The following is a 15,446-nucleotide window of genomic DNA, read 5'->3' as shown; positions in this document are numbered from 1 at the left end:
CTCCTATTATAAAAGTTTTTTATTCAACTTTATAAAAATTATATGTTTTACTTATAATCCTTATTTATCATACGATATTTTCCAAAGGGACCGGTACCTTTTTATCCACACAAAATGATGTAAGGATGAGACAGCATGGAAAAAGTTCCTGTAACCGTCATGAGAGGCGGCACCAGCAAAGGCGTTTTTATTCATCAAAAAGACATGCCAGACGATACAAACCTATGGAGCGATTTTCTTTTAGACATTATGGGGAGCCCTGACGAGAGACAAATTGACGGTCTCGGCGGCGGCCATTCTCTCACAAGCAAGGCAGCCATTATTAAGAAATCCGCCAGAAAGGATGCAGATGTTGAGTATACGTTTGCTCAGGTCAGTTTGACTGACCATTTTACCGACTTCAAAGGCAATTGCGGAAATATCTCTTCTGCCGTAGGCCCTTATGCTATTGAGAAAGGGCTCGTTCAAGCTGAAGAGCCGGTTACAAAAGTCAGAATGTTAAATACAAACACTCAAAAAGTGATCGTAGCAGAAGTTGAAGTCAGAAATGGAACATTTCATTACCAGGGGGACTGCTCTATCCCCGGGGTTCCAGGTACAGCTTCTCCTATTTATCTTTCATTTCACCAGGCTGAAGGAGCGGTGACCGGTAAGCTGTTTCCCACTGGTCAGCCTATTGATGTTCTCGATACACCGTATGGAAATATCTCGGTCTCGATTATTGATTACGCTAATCCGCTTGTCTTTGTAAAAGCAGAGGACACGGGGCTTACCGGCTTAGAACTTCCGGATGAATATACTCCGGATATATTGGAAAAGCTCGAAATGATCCGATCGATTGCAGCCGAGAAATGCAGATTCGCTCCGAGACATGAGGCTGCTGCAAAATCACCGGCCGTACCAAAACTAACATTAATCTCATCTCCAGCGGATTATATCGATACAAAAGGGATAAAGAGACACGCAGAAGAGATGGATCTTGTCATTCGTATGATGTCCATGCAAAAACCGCATCAAGCTTTAGCCATTACAGGGGCGGTTTGTACGACTGCCGGCATGCTATTGCAGGATACAATATTATCTGAATTTTCATTCTATGGCAGAACGATTCGATTGGGACATCCAAGCGGCATTTTAGAAACCGAGGCAGATGCTGATCCGGATGGAACAACGATTAAAGTAGTACGCACAGCAAGAAAAATCTCTGAAGGCTATGTGTTTACAAAGCAAAGTTACAACCTGAATACGCTGAATCACATTGGTTAATACCAGTCTTCAGACAAGTCAAAGATAAACGGAGGAATACGAGATGATCAATGTAAATGCGTCTAATCGATTAAACAGACTGCCTTTTTCAAGGGCCCATCAAGCAGTGCTCGTTATCCTTTCATTCGCTTACTTTTTTGATTTTATCGATTTAAATACGTTTTCATATGCGGCGCCTTCACTTTTAAAGGAATGGAACATTTCTACTCATACCATCGCTTTTATTACGTCTGTCTCCTATTTCGGAATGTTTATCGGCGCCTCTGCCGGAGGATGGTTTTCAGACCGTTTCGGAAGGAAAAAAGGTTTAATTCTGGTTGTCACCTTTTTCTCTTTCTTCTCCCTCCTCTCTTCTCTGGCTTGGAGCCCAGAAATACTCGGTGTTTTTAGATTTCTTACGAGTTTAGGTATCGGCGCCACAACGATTGTGGCAAGTACGTATATCAGCGAATTTTTCCCATCCGCAACTAAGGGTAAATACCAGGCAATCTGTATTACAATCGGCATATGCGGAATTCCTGCAGCCGGCTGGGTGGCTAAATTGGTCGTGCCGTCCGCCTCTTACGGCTGGCGGTTTATCTTTCTATTCGGCGCGGTCGGTATTTTTTTTCCGCTGATCGCCAGAAAACTGGAAGAATCACCGAAATGGCTGGACACGAAAGGAAAAAGCGAACAAGCACACCGCATTCTGCTTGAACTGGAGGCAAAAGCAGAAAAAGAAAAGGGTGAACTGCCTGAACCAGCTCCGGCTCTGCGAAGCAGACAAACCGCTGTAAAATCCGTTCCATATCGGACGTTATTTCAAAAGCCTTTGGCAGGAAGAACTTTTGTTTTAATGACGATGTGGGCTGCTTCCACGATTGCAATTCAAGGCTTTGGCACGTGGGTTCCCACCCTTTTGGTAAAAGAAGGCGTATCAATGGATGAGTCTATCGTATACGTCACTCTGGGAACGATCGGTGCCCCGCTGGGCGCTCTCATTGCGTCGCAAATCTCTGACCGTGTGGATCGAAAGTGGGCCATTTCTGTTTTATCGTTAATTATTATGGCGCTTGGATTCTTTTACGGCATCAATCCTTTGCCGATGGTCATTGTCATATGCGGATTTCTCATGCATATGTTTGAGCGTACTTTCAGTTCGATCGCATATGCCTATACGCCGGAATTATATCCGGTTGAAGCCAGGGCATCTGGAAATGGCCTCACTTACGGCGTAGGACGTCTTGCGAATGTAGCCGGTCCCTTTGTCGTCAGTTTCCTGTATTCAGGCTACGGATTTTTAAGTGTTTTCTTGTTTTTTACAGGCTGCTGGTTTCTTTGTGCACTGACAGTCGGTATATTTGGAATCAGTTCAAAAAAACAAAAGATGCAGCAGGATGATTTCATATCGGAGGAAACATTCGTGCAACAAAAGTTGTAAACGCATACAGTCTGCAAACCGCAAAACATCCATCTCCTCTGAGGAAATGGATGTTCTTCTTTCAACCCCAACAGCATTCTCTTTCTCATCTTATTCTCATACATATGTCTTATCATAAAGAAAGGTGTGATACGCATGAGAAAGAGAAAACGATTTCCAGAAAGAAAAGGTATTCTATAGGCGGAGAATTTTCCATCAGAATGGTTAGATGCAACCGCCGAAACATATTTCAGACCTCTTCCTTACAATTCCCGCCATTTCTTATCTAAAATCGGGTATGTATACCGATTCATCTGCTCAATCAGCTCATCCGCCCGGGAGGAACTGTGTATCAGCTTCAAATGAGACTCATTCGAAAATCCTTCCTGAATGCTGTACTTGACCATTTTCATCATCGGCTCAAAATACCCGTTCACATTGTACAGTCCGATCGGTTTTTGATGAATGCCGATTTGCGCCCAGCATAGCACTTCAAATAACTCTTCATATGTTCCGAAGCCGCCGGGCATGGCAATGTACCCATCGGCAAGTTCACTCATTTTCGCTTTCCGCTCATGCATGCCGCTGACTTCAATCAGCTCCGTCAGATTCTGATGAACAACCTCTCCGCTGAACAGTCCGCTCGGCATGACGCCGACAGCTTTTCCGCCGCCTGCCATTAACGCGTCGGCGACGGTTCCCATCAGACCGACCCGTGAACCGCCGTAAACAAGGCCGATTCCCTGCTCCGCCATATATTCACCCAGTTCGGCCGCTTTGCGTTTGTACTCTTCATTTACCCCCGGGTTTGACCCCGCAAATACACAAATGGTTTTCATTTTTTCATCTCCATATCTATATATGTACATCAATAAATCAAAATACACTATATATTGTCCCATCTCTATATGATAATATCAATAAGAATCATACAGGACATAAGGAGTGTTTCACATGCAGATGGCTGAAGCAGAACAATGGACGAAAGATTTTTATGAAAAACGAGGATGGACGGCGTACGGGCCATTTATCAGAATCGGTTTTTTAATGGAAGAGGCGGGTGAGCTCGCCCGGGCGGTAAGAGCATATGAAATCGGCAGAGACCGGCCGGATGAAAAAGACGCGACCCAGGCTGAACGCAGGCAGGAGCTGATTGAAGAAATGGGTGACGTCCTCGGAAATCTGGCCATCCTTGCTGATAAGTACGGAATCACGTTAGAAGATGCGATGAAAGCCCATCAGGAAAAACTGATCAAGCGCTTTGAAACCGAATAAAAACACGGCCTGTCCGCTTTTTCATGGACAGGCCGTATCTGAATTTATCCCGTTATCTCGTCCTGATGCTCAAAGAAATGCTGTTTCCCGATTTTATGAAACAGCCCCGTCTTCCGGATCAGCTCTCTCGGCTGTGATTGCAATCCGACGATCATCAATCTCCCGTTATGCCGTTTGATCCGGTTCATCACATTCCCCAGCACCGCTTCTGCGGAGGTATCCATGTAATGTACATTATTCATCAGCAGAATAAGCGTCTTCGGCTTTTCCTGAAGCCTCTCCAGCAGCGATGTTTCCAGTGAATCAATTGAACCGAAAAACAGCGGCCCTTCAATGGAATATGTGCTGACGGACGAATCATTTTTAACCGATTTGACAGCGGCATGCGGTGTTTTGATACGTGTTGATTCGCTCATTTTTCTGATAAAGAAAACAAAAGCGAGCACGAGACCGGCAGAAACGCCGATGATTAAATCAAACAGAACCGTCAGCAAAAAGGTTGCCGCCAGTACGAATGAATCAGTGTTTTTCAGCCGCATCATATTGGCGACTTCCCTCCGCTCACTCATGTTCCAAGCCACAACCATCAATACCGGCGCCATGCTTGCCAGCGGTACGTGAACGGCAAGCGGGGCGAAGACGAGCAGGACGAGGAGGACGGTGACTCCGTGGACAACACCGGAAATCGGAGAAACTGCGCCGTTTTTAATATTTGTTGCGGTCCGCGCAATCGCTCCCGTTGCCGGTATACCGCCGAAAAGCGGCGCTGCCATATTGGCGATGCCCTGCCCGACAAGCTCCCTATTGCTGTCATGCCGTGATCCTTTCATATTGTCCGCGACCATCGCCGATAATATGGACTCAAGTCCGCCGAGAAGCGCAATGATCAGAGCCGACGGAAACATCATGATCATGTTATCGATTGAGAAATCAGGAAGCTGGAAAGCCGGAAGCTGCCGCGGAATTTCCCCGTAAGCAGAACCGATTGTCGCCATTTTGTCAGGAAAAAACACGACCGCCGCGGCTGTAGAGACAAGCAGCGCCACAAGCGCGCCCGGAATCTTCGGCATCAGCCTGGCTGATAACAGCAAAATGGCCAAAGCAATTCCCGCGATGAGGATGCTGTATAAATTAAGGGTTCCGATCTTCTTGCCTATTTCCGCAATGTTGAGGATAAAGCTTTCATGCTTTTGGATATCGCGCAGACCGAGAAAATGGGCAATCTGCTCCGAGAAAATCAGCACCGCGATTCCGGCCGTAAATCCGACGATCACCGGCTTCGGCACGAATTTCATAATCTTTCCGAGCTTAAATACGCCAAACAGGACGAGCATGACGCCTGCCATAAAACCGGCTACGAGTAAATTCTCAAAACCATACTGCATCACAATGGCAAACAAAATGGGAACAAACGCCCCCGTAGGCCCGCCGATCTGATATTTAGAGCCGCCCAACAGCGAAATCAGAATTCCGGCCACAATAACGGTGTAAAGCCCGTATTCCGGACCGACCCCCGAGGCGATGGCAAAGGCCATTCCCAGTGGAATCGCTACAATTCCGACCACAATTCCCGCGACTAGGTCTTTCTGAAATTTCTGCAAATTGTATCCCTGATATCTGCCGGTAAATTGCATCGTCAGCTGCATCCTCCTTTGACTGTTTCATAACCGTCAACGACAACATCCAGCGTCCCCGTCCCCGGATCAATCACCAGCCCGTGCACCGGCACCTCTTCAGGCAAGAGCGGATGATGCCTGACCATATTCACGCTGTGGGCCACGCTTTCTTCGACGCTGTGAAAACCGGTCAGCCATGTTTCCAAATCGACTCCCGCATGCTGCAGAAGGCTGAGACATTTGTCCTCAACGCCGCGCTCTTTTGCTTTATTTAATATGGAAGCCGCATTTAATCCCGACATTCCGCACTCGCGGTGACCTATGATGCAGACTTCCTCTGCCTGCAGTTCATAAACGGCAACCAAAATGCTCCGCATGACACTTCCAAATGGGTGAGAAACAATGGCTCCCGCGTTTTTTATGATTTTGGCATCGCCGTTTCTGAGTCCCATCGCCTGCGGCAGAAGCTCCGTCAGCCTTGTATCCATACAGGATACGATGACAAGCTTTTTTTTCGGGAATTTTGTCGTTTGGTAAGGTTCATATTTCCTTTCTTGGACAAACTGCTGGTTGTGCTCCAAAATGCTTGATAAAGAAACCATTTTTCTATTCATCTCCCATCCGATTGTATTGCAAGCCTTCTTACCCAGCTTACAGTAAGGAATTATAGCACAGAAAAAGGCCTCAAAAGCGCTTTCAAAAAAAGACACGATAATTTGACTGTAAATTCAGATTATGTTCATTTATATCTTTCAAAAATAATAAAATTTATCTTTACACCAACCTATAAAGCTTTTGAAAACAGCGGTTCCGCTCATTTTGCCTTCAGAAATATAGGCGGATTCTGTTATTGTTTGGAGAAATCAAGCATGTACATTTCTTTTTCTTTCATTTTAAGTTCAAAAGAACCAGAAATTTATCGTGATGCGTTTGAATATTTCTCACGTTACCGCTTCTCTTATATAATAAAATAGAGAAGAAAGACAAAGGAGGAGAAGCCCGTTGAAACCCTATGTATTCATCGCGAAATCGATACCGCCGGAAGTCGAGCAAATGATAGGCGAGCATTGCCGCTATGACATCTGGAAAGAAGATACCATTCCAAAAGAAGAACTGTACGAAAAAATGAAAGATGCTGAAGGGCTGCTGACATCCGGAACGGCGATTGACAGTGATTTACTGGATCACGCGCCGAAGCTGAAGGTCGTCAGCAATAATTCTGTCGGCTATGATAATTTTAATATTGAAGAAATGAAAAGACGCGGGGTTGTCGGCACGCATACGCCTTACACCTTAGATGACACTGTCGCTGATCTGGCTTTTTCATTAATCCTGTCTTCCGCCAGACGGGTTGCCGAATTGGATCGATTCGTCCGCGCCGGCAAATGGGGAACCGTTGAGGAAGAATCTCTTTTCGGTATGGATGTCCACCATCAGACATTAGGAATTATCGGCATGGGCAGAATCGGTGAACAAGCTGCCAAACGGGCAAAATTCGGCTTCGATATGGACGTGCTGTATTATAATCGCAGCAGAAAACCGGATGCTGAAAAGGAACTCGGGGTTACATATGCCGACTTAGATACACTGCTGAAAACATCAGACTTTGTGCTGTTAATTACGCCGCTTACTGACGAAACGTATCATATGATGGGAGAGCGGGAATTTAAATTGATGAAAGATACGGCATGTTTCGTCAATATTTCCCGGGGAAAGACGGTTGATGAGAAAGCGCTCATCCGCGCATTGCAGGAGGGCTGGATAAAAGGCGCCGGTTTAGATGTGTTTGAAAAAGAGCCGATCGCCGAAGACAATCCGCTCCTGCAGCTGGAAAACGTCACATTGCTTCCGCATATCGGGTCAGCAACGGCAAAAATCCGTTTGAATATGTTCAAGCAAGCCGCACAAAACATGATTGACGCCGTATACGGAAAAACGCCGAAAAACCTCACGAAGGAATTTCAATGAGATGAAAAATCCCGGCCGTTTCAGCCGGGGTTTATTTTTTGCTAGATCAAAAGAACTTTTTTTAAATTCTTTCTATTCCTTTCTCTCGATGCTGATACAATGAAAAGGGATCAGCTTCACATGATAAAAATGGGAGGTATTGCTTTGAAAAAACGATTATCGTGGATTTCCGTTTGTTTGCTGGTGCTGTTCTCCGCGGCGGGGATGCTGTTTTCCACGGCTGCCAAGACGGATACATCTTCTCACAAGGCGCACACTGAAGCACAGGTTATCAACACGTTTGACGGGGTTGCGGATTATCTTCAGACCTATCATAAGCTTCCTGATAATTACATTACAAAGTCAGAAGCGCAGGCCCTCGGCTGGGTTGCATCAAAGGGGAATCTTGCAGACGTCGCTCCGGGGAAAAGCATCGGCGGAGACATCTTCTCAAACAGGGAAGGCAAACTCCCTGCCAAAAGCGGACGGACGTGGCGTGAAGCGGATATTAACTATACATCAGGCTTCAGAAATTCAGACCGGATTCTTTACTCAAGCGACTGGCTGATTTATAAGACGACAGATCATTATAAAACCTTTACAAAAATGAGATAAACACATACAAAAAACGGCTTCCCTGCGGAGGCCGTTTTTTTTTTGCAGAGAACCTGCGAGCTTCATATAAAATGAGCAGTAAATTTTTCTTCAAACTCTGACCGGTCTATTCTGCTGTTTTCCGCCGTGCCATCGTGTTTTTTTATTGTTATATTGCGTTCAGACAGAACCATGTGCCCTTCCGGTGTCCGCTTAGAAGCAAGCAGGCGTTTGTTGAAAGGAGAGCGTTCATGTTCAAAGATTGTTTGTTTCATAGACTTGAGATCCTTTTCATCGATTTCTTCAAGCGAAAATGCGTAACCTGTCTGCCAGCCGTCTTACACTAAATTGAATTATTTCCTGACTAGAGTAGAATAAAACAACAGTGGTTTAATATTAGATACATCCTTACTCTTCTTAATCTAATACAACAGAACACATTTCTTACCATCATAGCAGTGGATGAACGCTATTTAGTACTGGTAGTTAGACAATAATTCTCTTCCATATATACATTCTGTGACTAAATTGTTTATAAACTAATCTATTTTCCTGTAGTACCATTTGTAGCTACCAACTTATTATTCACAATTCTAACCAGACTGCCTTGCTTAACCATTTTCCTTAAAGTGCTGCTATACTGAACACTACTATATGAATAATATTTATCGACCGCAAGGAACCTCCCGGTTTCATTGTTCATAAGGTCCATTTGTTTATCTATACCTGAAGACTTTGATTCATGTGCTGTAGCCCATACTTTTGCCCTGTCATATCCATGATTCGGTCCTCCACCAAAGGATTGTACTAAGCGTGCATTCCAATAGCTATGTCGAAATGCATCACCATTACCTTGATAAAGTTGCTGCTTACCAGAATAATATTTATTCGTTTCGTTATAAGCTTCTTTTGCTGCATTTGCATACTTAGTGAACTCAAGTGGGTTTCTCTCTGCCAAGCGAATTTCATCCTTATTCAATTGCCCAAAGCCAGGAACAGGGATATAATAATCCAATGCTGAAAAAGAAGTAGATTTACTTCGGATTGCTTGTTGGATTTCTTTAGCTGCAATCTGATTGAGTTCTTCCTCTGTATAATCTTTGTTAGAAATTTCTTTATTCAACTTATTATGTATCTTACTTAACATATTAATATCTGTATTTCTAACTTCTTGTTCAGTTAAATAAACTTTATCTCTTTTTGTTTGATCAACTGAATGCTCAACTTTTTCTTTTGGATTTTCATGGGCTAAAGCCGGGGAAGAGTAGAAAGTTACTGCAGAGATAGCCACACTCGATAACAGCAATACACATTTTTTCATAGTTATGCCTCCAGATAATGTATTAACATCAAAATTTTATCATATAGATAGATTGTTATCAACTATTATTGTAACTAATGGTTTATTATGTAATATTTAATTCTGAGAATTCATAACACTTTCAATCTTTCTATCAAAAGTATAAGATAAAATATCCACATTTATAGATATGTTATTAAGTATCGTAAATAATTTAAAAAAGACAACCTCTGATAATCTGCTCACAAATTTTTTCTCAAAAAAGCTTGCAGAGAACCTGCAAGCTTCATATAAAATGAGCAGTAAATTTTTCTTCAAACTCTGACCGGTCTATTCTGCTGTTTTCCGCCGTGCCATCGTGTTTTTTTATTGTTATATTGCGTTCAGACAGAACCATGTGCCCTTCCGGTGTCCGCTTAGAAGCAAGCAGGCGTTTGTTGAAAGGAGAGCGTTCATGTTCAAAGATTGTTTGTTTCATAGACTTGAGGTCCTTTTCATCGATTTCTTCAAGCGAAAATGCGTAACCTGTCTGCCAGCCGTCCCCTTTGTTCATTTCAAGCAGGTATGTTCCGAATTCCGTCTCTTCTATCCTCACGCGGAACGCTCCGGCCGCTGATACCGTCTCGTCTCCCGACATCGGCACAGGCTGCATGGCGAGATTGAGGCCGAAGCCTGCATCAGCGATGTACTCATTCCCCCCGGCGGAAAGAAGTACGGCCGCATGTGTGCCGGGCAGCGCCCAGCCGTTTTTCCAGACCGTTCCGCGGATCAATTTGACATCAAATCCGGCATCTTTCAGGATGAAATAAAGCAGTCCGTTCAAGTCATAACAAAGGCCGCCATGAGGTTCCTTCACCATGTGCCGCCACAGTCCTTCTTTCGTGACGTCATATTCTTTTTTGGACAAAACCGCGCGATTTTCAAACGGAAACCGATATGCGAGCGCCTTTAAAAACTCCGGCAGGTTGCTGAAATCGAGGGAATCCTTTTCCCAGCCTATCGTTTGATAACAATCTTTCAGAAACTCATTCATCGTTCCGTCCCCCTTACAAAGTGTTTACACTTCTTCCTGCACATAAGCGGACAACTTTTCCAGCGCTTCCTTTTCATCGTCGCCTTCAGCGATCAGAGTGACTTCCGTCCCCGTGCTGACCGCCAGACTCATTAATCCCATAATGCTTTTGGCATTCACTTTCTTGCCGTTTTTCTCAAGAAACACATCTGATGCAAAACGATTTGCCTCCTGTACAAACAATGCAGCGGGACGCGCCTGCAATCCCGTCTTTAAACGCACTTCCACTTTCCCCTGAACCATAAGATCTCCCCTTTTCTGTACGGTTATTTCAAAGTGATGCTTTGTCCTGTACGCAGCTGTTCTGCGATTTCATCGAGCTTTCTCAGCCTGTGATTGATGCCGGATTTGCTGATTTTCCCGCTTGCAACCATTTCCCCCAGTTCTTTCAGCGTGACCTCCTGATAATCAATCCGCAGCTGCGCAATTTCGCGAAGCTTTTCCGGCAGCGCTTCAAGACCGATCCGTTCATCAATGTATTTAATATTTTCCACCTGTCTGAGAGAAGCACCGATGGTTTTGTTTAAGTTTGCTGTTTCACAATTGACGAGGCGGTTCACTGAGTTTCTCATGTCTCTGACAATCCGCACATCTTCAAAACGCAGCAGTGAATTGTGAGCGCCGATGACATTCAGAAATTCAGTAATTTTTTCCGCCTCTTTTAAATACGTAATATAGCCTTTTTTCCGTTCAAGCGTTTTGCTGTTCAGATGAAATTCATTCAGCAGCGCGCATAATGAATCGTTATGTTCCTTATAAAGCGAGAAGATTTCCAAGTGGTACGACGATGTTTCGGGATTATTCACAGATCCCCCCGCCAAAAACGCCCCTCTCATATAAGAACGTTTGCAGCAGCGTTTCGCCACCAGTTCCTCAGAAATATTCCGTTCAAATACAAAGTTCTCTCCGAGGATTTTCAATTCCTCTAAAATCAGCTTTGCATTTTCAGAAAAGCGCACAATATAAACATTGTTTTTTTTCAGCCGCATTTTTTTTCTGACTAACAGTTCGACCGATACATCATATTGTTTCTTCAGCAATGTATAAATACGGCGGGCAATCGCCGCATTTTCGGTTTGAACGTCAAGCACGAGATGGCGGTTTGAAAATGACAGTGAACCGTTCATCCGAATCAGCGCGGACAGCTCCGCCTTGGCGCAGCAGTCCTTCACTTCCAGATTCGTCAGTTCTTTTTTTGTTTCCGATGCAAATGACATATTAGCCACCTCATTTCAAAAGGCCTCTAGTCCCTTAATAAATCGACAAGAAGAGAAGCCACTTTATGTGTATCGTGACGGATTACGCCATTTTTATACGTGATAATCTGATCCCTGATGACCTCAAGCCCCATGGATTTCAGCTTTTCAACATTGAAGTCGACGGGCCGGGCCAGCTCTTTCGCATATTTGCTTTTGATTTCGTCAGGGATCTCCTCATTGTTGATTAAGATCGTGTCGATAAACGGCTGCTCCATATGATCGTTCAGCGCCTTGACATGGTCGGCCGCACTGTATTGCAGCGTCTCCCCGGGCTGTGTCATGACGTTGCATATATATACTTTTTTGGCCGCAGCCTTGACGACTTCCTCTCCGATTTTCGGAACGAGCAGATTCGGAAGAATGCTTGTGTACAGGCTTCCCGGACCGATAATGATTAAATCGGCCTGACGGATGACGTCAATCGTTTCCGGGAGCGGATCAATTTTTTCAGGCGTAAGAAACACCCGTTTAATCCGCTGGCCGTAAGAAGGGATTGTCGATTCTCCGGAGACGACCTGCCCGTCCTCCATTTCAGCGTGAAGAACGACACTGGTGTTGGCAGCCGGCAGCACTCTGCCGCGGACATTCAGCACCTTGCTCATTTCGGTGACAGCGTGAAAGAAATCACCGGTTATATTTGTCATCGCTGCCAAAATCAAATTGCCGAGCGAATGTCCGGTTAAGTCGCTTCCTTTGTTGAAACGGTGCTGAAACAGATTTTCAACGAGCGGCTCAACATCTGACAAAGCAGCCAGTACGTTACGGATGTCACCCGGCGGCGGAATTTGAAGTTCATCCCGCAGACGGCCTGAACTTCCGCCGTCATCAGCAACTGTCACAATCGCCGTAATATCAACGGGCTTATGCTTTAACCCCCGAAGCAGCACGGACAGACCCGTTCCGCCGCCGAAGATTGCGATTTTCGGCTTCTTATTCATTTCCGGCTTCTCTTTTCAATGTCCCGGTGAGTGACATGAGTATAGAAATCTTTTTTAAAATAGTCAGCCAAATATTCAGCGAGCGTGACGGAGCGGTGCTGGCCGCCCGTACAGCCGATCGCGATGACAAGCTGGCTTTTACCTTCCCGCTTATAAGACGGAAGCATAAAGCCGAGCAGATCAACAAGCTTTTCAATAAACTTTTGTGTTTCGTTCCACTTCATCACATAGGATGACACTTCCTCATCTTTCCCCGTAAGCGGCCTCATGCTTTCAATGTAGAACGGATTCGGCAGAAACCTTACATCAAACACGAGGTCGGCATCTATCGGAAGCCCGTATTTGAAACCGAATGACATTACGTTCACTGTAAATGTTTCACCTTGGTTCGTGGCGAAATGCGCCACGATTTTTTCACGCAGATCACGCGGTTTCATATCCGATGTGTCATAGATCAGCTGAGAGCGCCCTTTCAATTCTTCAAGCAGCTGGCGTTCCAGCGCGATTCCTTCAAGAGGAAGCCCGGTAGCGGCCAGCGGGTGAGAACGCCTCGTTTCTTTGTATCTCGTCACAAGGATGGAATCCTTAGCGTCTAAAAAGAGAATGCGCGGTGTAATCCACGGATTTTCCGCCATTTCATCCAGCGCCTCAATCAGCCTGTCAAAAAATTCACGTCCCCGCAGATCCATGACAAGCGCGACCTTGCTCATTTTTGAACTTGATTCTTTCATCAGCTCCAAAAATTTCGGCAGCAAGGAAGGCGGCAGATTGTCAACGCAAAAATAACCGAGATCCTCAAAGCTTTGAATGGCGACGGTTTTCCCCGCTCCAGACATTCCCGTAATGATGACGAGCTGAATATCATGGTTTTCATTCATACTCATCTTTCTCCCCCCTGCGGTCTTTCTTTTATTTGATAAGCTGCGGATCTAAACGATAGCTGAGCAGCTCGAAGTCCGGCGTATACGTAAAGGTGCCGTGCAAAAGCCCTTGGCCCTTGATCATAAAATCAAGGATATGCCCGTCTCCGGGGGCCATCGGAAGGCTGTGGATATCTTTTACGTCATGCCACTTCAGAACGCCTTCCTCTGATTCAGCGACATTCCGCCCCGTGTAGGAGTCGGCGACGAAAGTAAACATCATCCACTCTGACACGATTTGTTCCTGTTCCTTAATAATAAAGGTAAACACGCCTTTTAACTGCGGATTTAGTATATAAATGCCCGTCTCTTCTCTGTACTCTCTGATGACGGAATCTCTGACGGACTCGCCGCTTTCCATCTTCCCGCCGGGCGCGACCCACCAGCCCCGTCTCGGCTTTTGGAGAAGGAGAACCTGATCATCTGTCTGCAGCACACAATTTGTCACTCTTTGCACAAGTACGTCACCTAACCTTCTCAACAAATCATCGTCTCTTCATTATACCGTTTCGGCATGTCTCTCACAATGCAGAGACACCGACATCCTTTTCTTTTATTTGACAGAAAACAGAAAATCGCAAAAAAAGGGCACGGATACTGGAATCCGTGCCAAAGTGTATTCATTAAAAAGGGGGTCAATTACTACATTCATCTTAAAACATCAGTATTTCACCCGTGTTACAGCGTAATTAAAACACAGTAACGATTCAAAAACTGAACATTACAGTGATTATTTAACGGTTTTGAGCGTTTCCTCAAGCTCTTCCACATAATGCTGAACGCTTTGAGCCGCAATACTTCCGTCGCCTGTCGCCGTTACGATCTGGCGGAGCGTTTTTTCACGGATGTCTCCCGCGGCGAAAATGCCTGGAACTTTTGTTTCCATTTGAGCGTTTGTTTCAATGTAGCCTTCTTCATTTGTGATGCCCAAGTTCTCGAACGGTTTAGAAAGCGGAAGCATACCGATATAAATAAAGACGCCGTCAGCTTTGAATTCTTCCTCTTCTCCCGTCACGGTATCCACAAGAGTAAGTCTGCCGACTTTTCCGTTTTCCTCATGGATTTCTTTTACGGTTTTGTTCCATTTGAAGTCAATTTTCTCATTGTCAAAGGCACGCGCCTGAAGAATGCTTTGCGCACGCAATTTGTCACGTCTGTGAACGATGGTGACTTTTGAAGCGAAGCGTGTCAGATAGACGCCTTCTTCAACGGCGGAGTCTCCGCCGCCGACAACGACAAGCTCTTTATTTTTAAAGAACGCGCCGTCACAAACCGCGCAGTACGATACGCCGCGGCCGCCCAGTTCTTTTTCGCCGGGAACACCGATCTTTTTGTATTCCGCTCCGGCAGAAATGACGATGGCACGCGCTTTATATTCTTTTGAACCGGCTTTGACCGTTTTATATTCTTTACCGTCAACGATTTCTTTAATATCGCCGTACGCATATTCCGCACCGAATTTTTTCGCATGTTCAAACATTTTATTAGAAAGTTCAGGGCCGAGAATGCTTTCAAAACCCGGATAGTTTTCAACATCCTCCGTGTTGGCCATCTGGCCGCCCGGAATTCCTCTTTCGATCATTAATGTGGATAAGTTCGCTCGTGATGTGTAAACAGCAGCGGTCATCCCCGCCGGACCCGCGCCGATAATGATCACATCATAAATTTTTTCTTCTGACACCATGATTCACTCCTTTTCGAAATGGGGCGCACCCTATATGACTAAGAATCCCCATCAATCGTATTCCTTACCCATATCCTATTAAATCTGAAGGCAATTCGCTATTTTTTTGCTCATTTTTCTGAAAAACCGTGATTAGGCAGCTCCTGAGCGGGTATACAAATAAAGAAAGAGCCTTC

The 15,446-nt window shown here is 45.1% G+C and carries 16 protein-coding genes and 1 pseudogene; 5 read left to right on the top strand and 12 right to left on the bottom strand.

Annotated features, from left to right (window positions below):
- The first annotated feature begins 135 nt into the window (after positions 1-135).
- A complete protein-coding gene (locus tag NQS30_RS01715) occupies positions 136-1,266 on the top strand; it encodes a 2-methylaconitate cis-trans isomerase PrpF family protein (RefSeq protein WP_015418286.1) in 1,131 nt (376 codons plus the stop codon).
- A gap of 43 nt (positions 1,267-1,309) precedes the next feature.
- Positions 1,310-2,686: an MFS transporter gene (locus NQS30_RS01710; RefSeq protein ID WP_122504217.1), complete on the top strand. Its 1,377-nt coding sequence runs from the start codon at positions 1,310-1,312 to the stop codon at positions 2,684-2,686.
- 242 nt (positions 2,687-2,928) lie between these two features.
- Here the strand turns inward: NQS30_RS01710 and NQS30_RS01705 are convergent, their stop codons facing one another.
- The gene (locus NQS30_RS01705; protein WP_167340886.1) at positions 2,929-3,504 is read right to left on the bottom strand and encodes a TIGR00730 family Rossman fold protein; all 576 of its coding nucleotides are present in this window, start codon (positions 3,502-3,504) and stop codon (positions 2,929-2,931) included.
- A gap of 115 nt (positions 3,505-3,619) precedes the next feature.
- Here NQS30_RS01705 and NQS30_RS01700 point away from each other — a divergent pair, with 115 nt between their 5' ends.
- On the top strand, positions 3,620-3,940 hold the full coding sequence (locus tag NQS30_RS01700) for a MazG nucleotide pyrophosphohydrolase domain-containing protein (RefSeq protein ID WP_003151506.1): 321 nt from the start codon (positions 3,620-3,622) through the stop codon (positions 3,938-3,940).
- Between the two features lie 44 nt (positions 3,941-3,984).
- Here the strand turns inward: NQS30_RS01700 and NQS30_RS01695 are convergent, their stop codons facing one another.
- Positions 3,985-5,574, bottom strand: a complete 1,590-nt coding sequence (locus NQS30_RS01695; protein ID WP_015240658.1) for a SulP family inorganic anion transporter — start codon at positions 5,572-5,574, stop codon at positions 3,985-3,987.
- Between the two features lie 2 nt (positions 5,575-5,576).
- Complete coding sequence (locus tag NQS30_RS01690; RefSeq protein WP_003151503.1) at positions 5,577-6,158, bottom strand: beta-class carbonic anhydrase; 582 nt, start codon at positions 6,156-6,158, stop codon at positions 5,577-5,579.
- A 400-nt stretch (positions 6,159-6,558) separates the two neighbouring features.
- On the opposite strand from NQS30_RS01690, the gene NQS30_RS01685 reads away from it, so the two are divergent.
- The gene (locus NQS30_RS01685) at positions 6,559-7,524 is read left to right on the top strand and encodes a 2-hydroxyacid dehydrogenase (RefSeq protein ID WP_038464305.1); all 966 of its coding nucleotides are present in this window, start codon (positions 6,559-6,561) and stop codon (positions 7,522-7,524) included.
- Between the two features lie 204 nt (positions 7,525-7,728).
- Positions 7,729-8,118: a ribonuclease gene (locus NQS30_RS01680; protein ID WP_223204413.1), complete on the top strand. Its 390-nt coding sequence runs from the start codon at positions 7,729-7,731 to the stop codon at positions 8,116-8,118.
- Between the two features lie 62 nt (positions 8,119-8,180).
- Here NQS30_RS01680 and NQS30_RS01675 read toward each other — a convergent pair.
- From NQS30_RS01675 to trxB, 9 genes and pseudogenes are all read right to left on the bottom strand, one after another.
- Positions 8,181-8,435, bottom strand: a pseudogene (locus NQS30_RS01675) (arylamine N-acetyltransferase); the annotation flags it as partial.
- Positions 8,436-8,641: 206 nt separating this feature from the next.
- Positions 8,642-9,418, bottom strand: coding sequence for a DUF6973 domain-containing protein (locus NQS30_RS01670; RefSeq protein ID WP_015240662.1), 777 nt, complete (start codon positions 9,416-9,418; stop codon positions 8,642-8,644).
- 265 nt (positions 9,419-9,683) lie between these two features.
- The gene (locus NQS30_RS01665) at positions 9,684-10,430 is read right to left on the bottom strand and encodes an arylamine N-acetyltransferase family protein (protein WP_007407420.1); all 747 of its coding nucleotides are present in this window, start codon (positions 10,428-10,430) and stop codon (positions 9,684-9,686) included.
- 24 nt (positions 10,431-10,454) lie between these two features.
- Positions 10,455-10,712 (bottom strand): HPr family phosphocarrier protein, encoded by a 258-nt coding sequence (locus NQS30_RS01660; RefSeq protein WP_003151495.1) that lies wholly within the window; start codon positions 10,710-10,712, stop codon positions 10,455-10,457.
- A gap of 23 nt (positions 10,713-10,735) precedes the next feature.
- Entirely contained in the window at positions 10,736-11,686 is a 951-nt protein-coding gene (whiA, locus tag NQS30_RS01655; RefSeq protein ID WP_007407421.1) for a DNA-binding protein WhiA, read from the bottom strand.
- Between the two features lie 26 nt (positions 11,687-11,712).
- On the bottom strand, positions 11,713-12,666 hold the full coding sequence (locus NQS30_RS01650) for a gluconeogenesis factor YvcK family protein (RefSeq protein WP_007407422.1): 954 nt from the start codon (positions 12,664-12,666) through the stop codon (positions 11,713-11,715).
- Positions 12,663-13,550, bottom strand: coding sequence for an RNase adapter RapZ (gene rapZ, locus NQS30_RS01645; RefSeq protein WP_012118535.1), 888 nt, complete (start codon positions 13,548-13,550; stop codon positions 12,663-12,665). Before rapZ ends, NQS30_RS01650 begins: the two co-directional genes overlap by 4 nt.
- A gap of 25 nt (positions 13,551-13,575) precedes the next feature.
- Complete coding sequence (locus NQS30_RS01640; protein ID WP_003151491.1) at positions 13,576-14,043, bottom strand: 8-oxo-dGTP diphosphatase; 468 nt, start codon at positions 14,041-14,043, stop codon at positions 13,576-13,578.
- A 273-nt stretch (positions 14,044-14,316) separates the two neighbouring features.
- Positions 14,317-15,267 carry a thioredoxin-disulfide reductase gene (gene trxB, locus NQS30_RS01635; protein WP_007407423.1) on the bottom strand — a complete coding sequence of 317 codons (951 nt, stop codon included), beginning with the start codon at positions 15,265-15,267 and terminating at the stop codon, positions 14,317-14,319.
- Positions 15,268-15,446: the final 179 nt, after the last annotated feature.

This window comes from Bacillus sp. B1(2022) (assembly GCF_040259625.1).
Lineage (GTDB): Bacteria > Bacillota > Bacilli > Bacillales > Bacillaceae > Bacillus > Bacillus velezensis.
The sequence above is the reverse complement of the archived record's forward strand: the minus strand, read 5'-3'. Positions and strand labels throughout refer to the sequence as shown.